At 68.8% G+C, this 12,988-nt stretch carries 4 protein-coding genes; all 4 read left to right on the top strand.

Annotated elements, in window-relative coordinates; translation table 11 throughout:
• Positions 1 to 2 precede the first annotated feature (2 nt).
• Genes J7360_RS11615 through J7360_RS11600 form a run of 4 tightly spaced genes read left to right on the top strand, consistent with a single transcriptional unit; the run spans position 3 to position 12,962 of the window.
• On the top strand, positions 3 to 3,692 hold the full coding sequence (locus J7360_RS11615; protein ID WP_209033881.1) for a protein kinase: 3,690 nt from the start codon (positions 3 to 5) through the stop codon (positions 3,690 to 3,692).
• Positions 3,689 to 4,150 carry a hypothetical protein gene (locus tag J7360_RS11610; RefSeq protein ID WP_057661022.1) on the top strand — a complete coding sequence of 154 codons (462 nt, stop codon included), beginning with the start codon at positions 3,689 to 3,691 and terminating at the stop codon, positions 4,148 to 4,150. Before J7360_RS11615 ends, J7360_RS11610 begins: the two co-directional genes overlap by 4 nt.
• Complete coding sequence (locus J7360_RS11605; RefSeq protein ID WP_033481383.1) at positions 4,147 to 5,823, top strand: ShlB/FhaC/HecB family hemolysin secretion/activation protein; 1,677 nt, start codon at positions 4,147 to 4,149, stop codon at positions 5,821 to 5,823. The genes J7360_RS11610 and J7360_RS11605 overlap by 4 nt, the downstream gene beginning before the upstream one ends.
• Positions 5,824 to 5,834: 11 nt before the next feature.
• Entirely contained in the window at positions 5,835 to 12,962 is a 7,128-nt protein-coding gene (locus J7360_RS11600; RefSeq protein WP_209033879.1) for a filamentous hemagglutinin N-terminal domain-containing protein, read from the top strand.
• Positions 12,963 to 12,988: the final 26 nt, after the last annotated feature.

Raw genomic sequence — 12,988 nt, 5'->3', positions numbered from 1 at the left:
GCATGCACGAAGACACCGCCACCGTGACCGAACTGGTCACCGCCATGCGCCGCGGCGCACTCGACCTCAACGCGGTCCTGGCCGCGCTCGGCAGGCGCGCTGCAGTGCCGGAGGCCGAATACCGCGCCGGGGTGGAAACGCTGTGGACGCTGCAACGCCAGCACCTGCTCGACGATGCCACCGTGACCACCCTGGTGAGCCGGCTGGATGCGTTGCGCGATCGCGCGCCTGCGCTTGCGCCATCGGCAGCGCAGGAGCCAACGCCCACGCCAACCGTGGTCGACGACGATGCCACGGTGGTGATGCCACGACCGGGCCCGGCGCGCATGGCCGAAAACGACATCACCCGCGTGCAACCGGCGCAGCCCGTGTCCGGTGATGCACCCAGCCTCACCAGCCTGGGGCTGGGCGCACCCACCTACCTTGGCACGCAGACCGGCACCGGCACCGGCACGGCCGGTACCGCCAGCCTGTCCAGCTGGCAGCACCTGGCCGAAGCAGCCGGCGGCGATCATGCCGGTGTCGGCAGCCTGCTCAAGGGCCGCTTCCAGCTCGAACGCGAACTCGGCCGCGGCGGCATGGGCGTGGTGTATCTGGCCCGCGACGAACGCAAGGTGGAAGCGCGCGACCGCGACCCGTGGCTGGCGGTCAAAGTGCTCAGCGACGAATTCCGCCGCCATCCCGACGCACTGGTCGCATTGCAGCGCGAAGCGCGCCGCTCGCAGAAACTGGCGCACGACAACATCGTGCGCGTGTACGACTTCGACAAGGATCGCACCCTGGTCTTCATGACCATGGAATACATCGACGGTTGCGATCTGAAAACGCTGATCCGCGAGCAGGCCTACAACGGCATGCCGCTCAAGCAGGCCTGGCCGCTGATCGACGGCATGGGCCGCGCGCTGATGCGCGCGCACGCGGCCGGCATCGTGCATTCGGATTTCAAGCCCGGCAACGTCATGGTCACCCGCGATGGCGTGGCCAAGGTGTTCGACTTCGGCATTGCGCGCGCCGGCAAACATGCGGCCGAGGTGGCGGGCGAACAAACCGTGTTCGATGCAGCAACGCTGGGCGCATTGACGCCGGCCTATGCCAGCCTGGAAATGATTCGCGGCCAGGCGCCCACACCGGCCGACGATCTGTACGCGCTGGGCTGCGTGTGTTTCGAATTGCTGACCGGCAAGCACCCGTTCGACAAACTCAGCGCCGAAGTGGCGCTGCGCGAAGGCCGCCGCCCGCCGCCGGTGCCGGGCCTGACCCGTCGCCAGTACGCCACCTTGTGCACGGCCGTAGCGTTCCCGGCTGCGCAGCGGCTCACGCGCGTGGACCAGTTGCTCGATGGCCTGCGCCAGGTGCCGCTGCGCGAGCGCGCGCTGCCGTTGATCGGCTATGGCGCCACCGCACTCGCATTGGTGGGCGTGGGCGGGTGGGGCGCATCGCGTTATCTGCATCAACGCCATCTGGATGAGGTCATCGCACGTTTCGGTGCGCAGGACCCGCAGCAATACCGCGACCAGACCCAGGCCATGCAGGCGCTGTCCAGCCTGAGCGCAGACGACCGCCGGCGCGTGCTGATGGACCGCAGCGACCTCATCGAAGATTTCCTGCTGCGCCGCCTGGACGCGCTGTGGAATCCGGCCAACGGCCGCGACGATTACCGCGGCGCATTGCAGGTGTTCGCCTTGCGCGACCGGCTGCGGCTGTATTCGCCCTCGCTGGATGCGCGCCGCCAGGCCATCGAACGCGAAAAGAACCAGCGCCTCAACGCGCTCGACACCACGCTCAACCGCCAGCTCGATGCCGGGCTGTTGTTCCGCACGCAGGCCGACAACGCACTGGCCACGCTCGACCAGGTGCGCCGCATCGACCCGGGCAGCAGCCTGCTGCGCCATTCCGCGCTCGAAGTACGGCTGGACGCGGCCATCGCCGAGGCGGTGGCCGCCGGGCAACTCAGCACCGCGCGGACCGAGGTGGACCAGGCGCGCGCAGCCTTCCCGGACTCGTTGCGCCTGCAGTTGCGCAGCGCCGAGGTCGGCGTGGCCGAGCAGCAAGCCAGACGCACACCGGTTGCCGCCGCGCCGCGCGATGCGGACAGCGCACGCACGGCGCTGGCTGCCGATCTGGCAAACCCCAGCACCGATCCGGCCTGGCGCGCGCGCATCGACGCCGGACTAGCCGCACTGCCGGCGGCCGAGCGCAGCAGCCAGGGCAGCGCGCTGGCCGAGGCCATCAGCACGGCGGTCGCCGCACAAAGCGACCCCGCACAGCTGGCTGGCGCGCAGGCGCTGGTGGATTTCGGCCTGCGCCTGGCCCCGCAATCGGCCAGCCTGCTGGCCCAGCGCACGCGCCTGCAGACGCTGGAGCAACAGTTCGAACAAGCGCTGGCACGCGAAAGCGCCGAGGCCGAACTGGCCGCGCGGATCGAATCGCTGCGCCGCGCCGCCGCCGCCAACGATCTGGGCAAGACCCGCGACGCACTGGCGCGCATTCGCACCCTGCAACCGGAGCATCCGCTGTTGCGCAGCGAAGGCCCGCAACTGCTCTCGCAGGTGTATCGCAACACCGCCGGCGATGCGTTCGCACAGGGGCGATACGCCCAGGCGGCCGACCTGCTGAGGCAAGGGTTGCAGACGCTCGGCCAGCGCGCCGAACTGCGCAGCGCGCAAACCCGCTATGCGGTGGCCGCCGCAGTGATGACTGCTGGCGCGCTGCCGCCCAGCGAACGCCAGCAACTCGCCGGGCGCCTGCAGACGCTCTATCGCACCGATGCCACCGCGCTGGCGCAATTGGAGGCGCAGATGAAGGCGGCCGGCCAATTGCCGGAAGGCTCGTTGTCGGCGCGCCTGCAACGCGCGCCCGCCGCCGATGCGCCGGCCGACGACAGCGTGCCGCCAGGCAGCGCCACCGGGACAGCTGCGCCTGCCGCTGGCGCAAAACCGGCGCGCGACAAATCCGCTGCCAGGCCTGCCGCCGCTACCCCAACCACTGCGCGCGACCCCGCCGCCGCTGCGGCATTGCCCGCCAACGTGGACGATGCCGACAGCCTGCCGCCGGTGCCCACCGGCCCGGATCCCTGCGCCGGCCTGGCCGGGCGTGGTGCGGCGTGCTTCGACACACTCGGGCAGACCCGCGCGCCGATGCTGGTGGTGATCCCGGCCATCGCCGGCGGCAAGCCGTATGCGTTGTCGCGCGGCGAAGTGGCGGTGGCCGATTTCAACCTGTTCTGCCAGGCCACCGGCCGCTGCACCGCCCAGGCCGCCGCCACCCCGGAACTGGCGCGCGCGCCGGTGCGCAACATCAGCCTGACCCAGGCGCGCGCCTATCTGCGCTGGCTCACCATCGGCAGCGGCGGCTGGCGTTACCGCCTGCCCAGCGATGCCGAATGGCTGCATGCCGCGCAGGCGGCCAGCAACTGGCGGCAGGCCGAAGACAGCAATTGCGTGCCGCCCAACGCCAGCGCTGGCGATGCTGCGCGCGCACCGGTGTCGGCGCGCGGACGCGATGCCAACCCCTGGGGCCTGATCAATCTCACCGGCAATGTCTGGGAATGGGTGTCGACCGGAACAGGCGTGCAGGCGCGCGGCGGAAGTTTTTCCAGCTACTGGTCCGATTGCACGGTGCAGGCCAGCCGTGCCGACAACGGCTCGGCGCAGCCGGACGTGGGCCTGCGCCTGCTGCGGGAACTGCCATGAGCGCCGCCCCGCCGTCGCCCACCGCTGCCGCTGCGCACCCGGCCAATGCGCAGCTGCAGGCGCTGGCGCTGGCCCATCAGCAGGGCCAACTCGACCGTGAGCAATACCGCGCACGCCGTCGGCGCGTGCTGGACGCCGCCCGGCAGACCCAGGGGGTGACCCTGCGCAACGCCCTGCCGAGTTCGTCTGATGCGCGGCCGAGCCCGCTGTTGGGGTATCGGGTCACACGCAAACTGCGCAGTCAGGTGGTCGCGGTCTTCGCAATTGTGATGTTCATAGCAATAATATTGCTAACATTGCATAAATGTACGTCAGGGTTTGATCGACGTTCAGCAAAGGGCGAGGTCAGGCACGCCAACTGCTGTGCAGTGGCCACTGTGGCGCCTGTCTATGCAGTGGGACACGTCGGCCATGCGCAACAACGGATGGTCTCAGGGGAAATGGACGTATGCGTATGACGTGTCTGGCCGCGGCGGTGTCCGCGTGCCTTCTGCTGGCCGCACCTGCGTGGGCGCAATCCCCGGCCGATGCCACGGCTGCTGCGCAGTCCGCAGCGGCGGTGCCGGCCATGAAGGACCGGACCGACGCGGTCACCCTGCAGGTGCGCGGCTTTCGCGTGCGCGATGTGGGTCACTACCCGGAGGCCGGCATCGACCCGGCCCGCATGCAGGCCGTGGCCGACGCTGCCTTCGCCGAACTGGCCCAGGGCCAGCCGGTGGTGGCGTTGCGCTTCGACCAGCTCCAGGCGGTGGCCGACGCCGTCACCCGCGCCTATCGCCAGGCCGGCTTCATCGTCAGCACGGCCTATCTGCCGGCGCAGACGCCGGGGCCCGATCAACTGATCGAGATCCGCGTGCTGGAAGGGCGCATCGGCCAGATCAGCGTGCAGGGCGCCGCACGCTACCGCGGCAACGCGTTGTCTGCACCGCTGCGCCAGCTGCAGGGCCGCCCGCTGCGCAAGCAGGACGTGGACACCGCGCTGCTGTATGCGCGCGATCTGCCCGGGGTGTCGGTGTCGTCGGTACTGCAGCCCGGCCAGAAGGAAGGCGAGACCGACGTGGTGCTGGTTGCCAGCGAGGCCGCCCGCCCCTATGTGATCACCCTGGGCGGCAACAACTACGGCACCGAGCTGACCGGCCGCTATCGCGCCCAGGCCGGCATTACCTGGAATAGCCCGCTCGGCCTGGGCGATGTGTTCGCCGCCAACTACGCCTATTCGCTGGCGCCGCGGCAGAGCCAGATCGGCGCGCTGTCGTATGGCCTGCCGATCGGTCGCGTGTCCGGCCTGAGCGCGGTGATCGGCGCCAGCCGCAGCGAACTGGAAGTGCGCAACGGCGTGTTCGCCCGGCTTGGCCTGAAGGGGCCGACCTCCATCGTCTACACCGGCGCCGACTGGAAATTCATCAACAGCGAAGTGCTGCAGTTGCAGGGCTCAGCGCGCTATCTGCGCGAGCAATCCAAGCTCAGTGCGCTGGGCATGCAGTTGTCCGACCAGCAGTTCGATGTCGCCGAACTGGGCCTGTCGTTGCGGCGCACCGATCTGCGCTGGCGCGGTGTGGATCTGCTGCAGGTGAGCGTGCGCCAATCCTTGCGCGACCGCTCGGCGCCGGTGGACCAGATCAGCCCCGGTCGCGACAGCTATTTCACCATCGCGCGGCTGGCCTACACGCGCCTGCAATACCTCACCCGCACGCAGCGGCTGTACTTCAAGTTCAACGGCCAATACAGCGACGATACGCTGACCCCGATGGAGCAGTTCGCTGTCGGTGGGCCCGACAGCGTGCGCGCCTATCCGGTCTCCGAAGCATTGGGTGACCGCGGCTATTACACCGCGCTCGAATACCACATCGATGCCCCCGGTTTTGCCGACGCCGCATCGCCGTTCAATGGCCGGCCCTGGCGCGAATTGCTGGAGCTGGATGTCTTCGCCGACCACGCCCGCGTGTTCGCCGCCAATGGCCGCCTGGCACCGGCCAGTTTCGATGCCGCCGGCGTGGGCCTGACCTTCCGCTTGCCGCAGTACGCCAATTTCGAATGGCGCATCAGCGCCGCGCTTCCGACCGGTGCGCGCGATGCCTCCGACGGACGCGACGACGCCCGCATCTACACGCGTTTCGGCTTCACTTTCTGAGGGATCTGCGCATGCACGCCACCATCCATCCCGCGACCTCGCCGCGCACGCTCCCGTTGCGTCATCGCCCGCTGGCCCTCGCGCTGGCAGCTGCGCTGATGGCCATGCCGGCCAGCGGCCTGGCCCAGGTAGCGGCCAACCAGTTGCCCACCGGCGGCAGCATCGTCGGCGGCACCGGCACCATCAACGCTGCCAGCGGCACGACCCGGGTCGTCGACCAGACCTCCGCGCGCATGGCGCTGACTTGGTCGGCGTTCGACATCGGCTCGGCGGCGACGATGACCTTCAACCAGCCAACGACCACCTCGGTGGTGCTCAACCTGGTGCAGGGGGGCAACCCCACGCAGATCTTCGGCAACCTCACTGCCAACGGGCAGGTGTTCCTGCTCAACAGCAACGGCGTGCTGCTCGGAAGCACCGCCAACGTCAATGTCGGCGGCCTGGTGGTCAGTACGCTGGGCACCAGCGTGTCCCAGTTCATGAACGGCAACTACGTCTTCGACGCCGGCGGCAATACCGTGGCGCTGGTCTCCAACAGCGGCACCATCAATGCGGCGGCCGGGTCGGCCACGTTGATCGGCGGCCGGGTCGCCAACAGCGGCACCATCACCGCCACCGCCGGCAACATCACCCTCGCCGGTGCCGACGCAGCCACGCTGACGTTCGAAAGCGGCGGCTTCGGCGTGCTGATCGACAAGCCGCTGCAGCTGAGCCTGGCCACCGAAGCGGTGGACAATTCCGGCACCCTGAGCGCGCCGGGCGGCGCGATCCAGCTGCAGGCGCGCGCGGCGCAAGGCATCTTCGATCGACTCATCAACAACAGCGGCACCATTCGTGCGTCGTCGCTGTCCAATGGTCCCGACGGCAGCGTGTCGCTGATCGCCTCCGGCGCAGGCAGCTTGGATGTCGCCGGCGGCGGCAGCATCGATGCCGGCACCGGGGCCATCACCCTGAGCACCGGTCGCGGCGTACAGCAGACCGGCATCTACACCGCCGGCAGCCTGGGTGGCTTTATCGGTGGCAGTGCCACCTTCAGCGGGGCCAACAAGATCGGCGGCCTCGGCAACCTGGACGTAGGCGGCAACCTCAGCCTGACCAACACGGTCGCGTTGTCTCAATCCGGTTCGCTGGCGGTGACGGGCACCAGCCAGTTCCTGCAGTCCGGCAGTGCGCTTTCGTTGACCAACGGCGGCAATACCTTCGGTGGCCTGTTGAGCGCCAGCGGAAACGGCATTGCCGTGAACGCGGCAGGCAATCTCTCGATCGGTACGTTGAACCTCGATAGCAACAGCGCGCTGTCGTTGAGCGCCAGTGGCGTATTGACCTTGCCGACAACGGCGATCAACACCGGCAGCGCCAACCTCACCCTGGCCAGCGGCGGTGGCCTCACCACGCGCGCTGCGTTGGCCGGGACGAACGTGGACCTCACCGGTAGCGGCGGCATCGCGCTGGCGCACGACGTCACTGCAAGCGGCGCGCTGAAATTGACCGCCACCAATAATGCGATCACCCAAACCGCCGGCAGCGTGGCCGCCACCGGCACCAGCACCATCAATGCCGGAACCGGCACCATGACGCTGGACGGTGCGAGCAACGACTTCCAGGGTGCGGTGGCGCTGACCGGCGGCAACACACGCATCAGCGACAGCGGCGCGCTGACGTTGGGTGCGGTGACCAGCAACGATCTCACCGCCACCAGCAACGGCGCGTTGAACCTGGGCAGCGGCCGGGTGGGCGGTACGTTGCTCGCCACCAGCAACAACGGCGCAATCACGCAGTCGGGAACCGACGGCTTGACCATCCTCGGCACCAGCAACCTCACTGCCGGCACCGGCGCGATCACGCTGAACAACAGCGGCAATACCTTTGGCGATCTGGTCAGCGCGACCGGGCGCGGTATCTCGTTGAACGCTGCCGGTACTCTGTCGATCGGCACCTTGAGCCTTGGCAACAACAGCGCACTGTCGCTGCGTGCCACCGGTGCATTGACGCTGCCGGCAGCGGCGATCAACACCGGCAGCGCCAACCTCACCCTGTCCAGCGGCGGCAGCCTCACCACGCGCGCCGCGTTGGCCGGCACGAACGTGGACCTCACCGGTACCGCCGGCATTACCCTGGCGCATGACGTCACCGCAAGCGGCACGCTGGCACTGACCACGACCGATAGCGCGATCACCCAGACCGGCCGCAGCGTGACCGCCACCGGCACCAGCACTATCAGTGCCGGAACCGGCGTCATCGAACTGGACGAAGCGACCAACGATTTCCAGGGTGTGGTGACGCTGACCGGAGGCGACACCCGCATCGCCGACACTGGCGCGCTGACGCTGGGTGCGCTGAATACCGGCAACCTCATCGCCACCAGCAACGGGGCGTTGAACCTGGGCAGCGGCAGCGTCCGCGGCACGCTTGCTGCGACCAGTAGCAACGGCGCCATCAGTCAGGGCGCCGGACTGATCGTCGATGGCACTGCCACCCTCAACGCCGGCAGCGGCGCCATCGCGCTGACCGACGGCAACAACGATTTCCGTAGCGGCGTCAGCCTGACCGGCACCGGCATCAGCGTGGTCGATCGTGACGATCTGCGCATCGCCTCGATCAGCAACGGCACCGATGGCGCCATCGCCCTGACCGCCGGCGGCCCACTCACGCTGCCCACGCAAAACCTCAGCACCGGCACCGGCGCGCTCAGCCTGACCGCCAATGGCGGTGCATTGAGTACGCTCGGCGCCTTGAGCGGTGGCAACGTCAGCTTGAGCGCGCGCGATGGCGTGGTGCTCAATCACAACGTCACCGCCGGCGGCACCCTGGGCTTGACTGCCACCAACGCCACTATCACCCAGAATGCGGGCGTGCTCGACGTCGGCGGTCTGGCCACCGTCGATGCCGGCAACGGCGCCATCTCGCTGACAGGCGATAACGACTTCAAGAACGGCATTGCACTGACCGGCCGCAATATCGCGGTGGTCGATGCGAACGACCTCAGCGTGGTCTCGCTCAGCAACGGTGGCGCCGGCGCCATCGCGCTCACTGCACGCAACTCGCTCACGCTGCCTGGCAGCGGATTGAGCAGTACCGACAACCTGACGCTGCGCGCAGACAACGGCACGCTGACACTGGGCGGCGATCTCCTCGGCAATGCGGTCTCGCTGTTCAGCGCCAACGCACTCACGCTGGCGACCGGCATCGACAGCAACACGTTGTCGGTGTCCACCAGCAACAGCGCGATCAACCAGGCCGCAGGCGCCTTGCGTCTCGGTTCGACCTCCAGCTTCGACACCGGCACCGGTGCGATCGCACTGTGCAGTGCGGGTAATCACTTCGGCGGCGCAGTGAGCCTGGCCGGCAACGATGTATCGATCCGCGACAGCGGCGCTTTGACGCTGGGCACGCTGAACACCGGCAGCCTCACCGCCACCAGCAACGGCGCATTGAACCTGGGCAGTGGTCGCGTTGCCGGCACGCTTGCCGCCACCAGCGGCAATGGCGCCATCGGCCAGGCCGGCGGACTGATCGTCGATGCTGCCGCCACCCTCAATGCCGGCAGCGGCGCCATTGCGCTGACCGACGGCAGCAACGATTTCCAGGGCAGCATGCGCCTGACCGGCGCCGGCATCGCGGTGCGCGACAGCAACGATCTCACGCTCTCGGCGTTGACCAGCAACAACGGCGGCACGATCGCGCTGACCGCAGGCGGCAACCTGATCCTGCCGGGTACGACGTTGAACAACGGCAGCGGCAACATCAATCTGATCGCCAACCACCTGAGCCTGTCGGCAGCGTTGCTTGGCGAGGAGGTGAGCCTGCGCGCCAACAGCGGCTTGGCCTTGGGCCAGAACATCACCGCGCGCACGTTGTCGCTCGCCAGCAGCAATGCCGCGATTACGCAAAGCGGCGGCGCACTGCTGGTCAGCGGCGCCACCACGGTCGATGCAGGCACGGGTGCGATTTCGTTGCTGCAAGCCGGCAATAACTTCGACAGCGTGCGCCTGACCGGCAACGGCATTGGCGTGACCAACGGCGACAACCTCAGCCTCGCCGCATTGACCAGCACCGGCACTGGCGCGGTGGTCGTGACGGCTGGCGGTACCTTGAGCCTGCCGTCGCAGGCTATCGCGGTCGGCAACAGCAACCTGACCCTGTCATCGAACGGCGGCGCACTGAGCACGGCCGCAGACCTGGGTGGCAACGACGTGACGCTGTTCGGACGCGACGGCCTGACGCTCGGCCACACCGTCACCGCCAACACGCTCGCCCTGCACAGCACCGATGCCGCCATCGTGCAGAACGCCGGCGCACTCGACGTGGTGGGTGCCAGCACCGTCGATGCCGGTAGCGCCAGCATCGCGCTCAACAGCGGCAGCAACCGCTTTGGCGCTGGCATCAGCCTCACCGGCACCGGCATCACGGTGGCCGATAGCGGCAACCTCACCATCAATGCCTTGAATGCCGGCGCCAACGGCACCATCGCGTTGACCGCCGGCGGCGCACTGAATCTGTCCGCGCAGACCCTGGACACCGGCACCGCCGATCTTGCCCTGATCGCCAACGGTGGCAGCATGAGCACCGGCGGCGACTTACGTGGCCGCAACGTGACCCTGTCCGCACGCGACGGCCTCACCATCGGCCACACCATCACCACCACAGAGACGCTGTCGTTGAGCAGCAACAACACGGCGATGACGCAGACCGCGGCGGCACTCAACGTTGGCACCACCACCACCGTCAACGCCGGCAGCGGCAACGTCACGCTCAACACCGCCGGCAACACCTTCAACGGCGTGGTCAATCTCACGGCAGGCGATGTGCAGATCGCCGGCAACGCACTCAGTTTCGGCGCGCTGTCCACCAATGCACTCACCGCCAACAGCAGTGGCGCATTGAGTCTCGGTAGCGGCGTGGTGCGTGGTGCGTTGAACGGCACCAGCGGTAATGCAGCGATCACCCAGAGCGGCGGGTTGTCGGTCGGCGGTGCATCCACGTTGAATGCCAGCAGCGGCGACATCGCCTTGACCGATGCCAATAACGACTTCGTCGGCGCGCTTGCTCTCACCGGCAACGCCATCGCCGTGCAGGATCGCAACGACCTCAGCATCGCGGCAGCGCGCAGCGGTGCCAACGCGGCGATCGCGTTGGTCGCGGGCGGTGACTTGAACCTGCCGGCCAGCCAGATCGACGCCGGCACCGGCGCGCTGACGCTGACAGCCAACGGCGGCACCTTGCGCACTGCCGGCGCGTTGCGCGGTGGCACGGTGCAATTGACCGGCGCCAACGGCATTGCGCTGAGCAACACGGTCACGGCAAGCAACGTGCTGCGCTTGAACAGCACCAACGCCGCGATCACCCAGACCGGCGGCGCATTGCTGGTCGCAGGCGACACCGCGGTCGATGCCGGCGGCGGCGCCATTGCCCTGGAGGCGGCGGGCAACGACTTCCAGGGCGTGCTCGCCCTGACCGGCGGTGCCAGCAGCGTGCGCGATGCCAATGCCTTGACCCTGGGCACGCTCAACACCGGCGACCTGCAGGTCCGCAACAGCGGTGCGTTGAATCTGGGCGTTGGCCTGGTCAATGGCGATCTGGATGCGGCCAGCAACGGCGGCGCCGTCACCCAGAGCGGCGCCTTGACCGTTACCGGCAGTACCCGCATCAACAGCGGTGGCGCCGCCATTGCATTGACCGATGCCGACAACGATTTCCAGGCGGCGGTGAGCCTGAGCGGCGGCACGGCCAGCGTGCGCGATCGCAATGCGCTGGTCCTGGGCAACCTGGATGTCGATGCACTGGAGGTCGCCAGCGGCGCCGGCCTGGACCTGGGCCAGGGGCGGATCGGCGGTGCGCTGGTGGCACGCAGCGGGAGTGTAGCAACGGCCAGCGCCAACACGGTCGTCGCCCAGGCGATCGCCGTGCCTGCGGCCACCGCTGCCGGCATCGCCCAGCAAGGCGCATTGACGGTGGTCGGCAGCAGCCTGCTCGATGCCGGCACCGGCGCGATCGTGCTGGATGCGGCCGATAACGACTTCCAGGGCACCGTGCAGGCGCGCGGCAGCAGCATCGCCATCGTCGATCGCAACGACCTGGCGGCGACCGCGCAAGCCAGCGATGCCCTGCGTCTGCAGGCCGGTGGCCAGCTCACCACCGCTGGCACGCTCAGCGCCAGCGCCATCGCCCTGCGCGGCGGCACCGGCGTCGTACTCAGCCACGACGTTGAGCCCGCCAGCGTGGCCTTGAGCAGCGGCGGGGCGATCACCCAGGACGCCGGCAGCCTGCGCGCCGGTCAGCTCAGCGGCAACGCCGCCGGGGCGGTCGCGCTCACCGGCAGCGGCAACGCCATCGATGTGCTCGGCGACTTCAGCGCGCAGGGCCTGGATGTGCTCAGCAACCGCACATTGCTGGTCAGCGGCCGCGTCGACGGCGGCCCCTCGCTGCGCCTGCGCAGTGGCGGCGAATTGCAGCTGAGCGGCCAGCTCAGCGGTGCCACCAGCTGGTTGCAGGCCGTCGCCGGCATCCGTCAGCGCGCCGGCAGTGCGATCGCCGCCACCCTGCTCAGCGGTAGCGCAGGCGGGCCAGTGGCGCTGGGCGATGCGGCCGGCTTCATCGACAACCGGGTGGTGCGCCTGGGCGAGGTCACCGCCAGCAACGGTTTCAGCTTCACCAACGGCGGAGACCTGCTGCTGGTGCTGGCCAATGGCAGCAGCTACAGCGTGGATGCCGGCAACAGCGCGATGTTCCTGTCGGTACGCGGCAATCTGTTCCAGGACGGCCGCGCGCCGTTGCGCAACGGCACCGGCACCTTTGCCGCCACCGGCCAGATCGGTACGCAGCAGAACCCGATCTATGTGACCGGCACCGGCACCCAGACCGTGGCGGCGATCGGCGCGCCGCCGGCGTATTTCAACGCCACGGCGGTGGACGGCAGCCTGCTCGATCTGGCCGGCGCCTCCGGCTTCAATGTGCCGGCCTCGGCGTTTGCGGGCCGTGCGCAGAGTTCGGCCAGCCGCACCGTGGCCTTCGTGGACCTGTCGGCCAGCGGTACCCCGTACCGCGCCTTCGGCCTGGTCCGCCCCGGCCTGCGTCTGCCCGACGACCAGCAGCCGGCCTGCGATGCCGGCGATCCGGACGCAGTCTGCAGCCCCGAGTGATCTGCCTGCCGCCGCTTACCGCGGCG

The sequence above is a fragment of the Xanthomonas sp. D-99 genome (assembly GCF_017746145.1).
Taxonomy (GTDB): Bacteria; Pseudomonadota; Gammaproteobacteria; order Xanthomonadales; family Xanthomonadaceae; genus Xanthomonas; species Xanthomonas cissicola.
The sequence above is the reverse complement of the archived record's forward strand: the minus strand, read 5'-3'. Positions and strand labels throughout refer to the sequence as shown.

What these genes read in the sequence shown, in the direction of transcription:
- J7360_RS11615 (WP_209033881.1), top strand. Translation starts at nt 3, where the DNA reads ATGCACGAAGACACCGCCACCGTGACCGAACTGGTCACCGCCATGCGC.
- J7360_RS11610 (WP_057661022.1), top strand. Translation starts at nt 3,689, where the DNA reads ATGAGCGCCGCCCCGCCGTCGCCCACCGCTGCCGCTGCGCACCCGGCC.
- J7360_RS11605 (WP_033481383.1), top strand. Translation starts at nt 4,147, where the DNA reads ATGACGTGTCTGGCCGCGGCGGTGTCCGCGTGCCTTCTGCTGGCCGCA.
- J7360_RS11600 (WP_209033879.1), top strand. Translation starts at nt 5,835, where the DNA reads ATGCACGCCACCATCCATCCCGCGACCTCGCCGCGCACGCTCCCGTTG.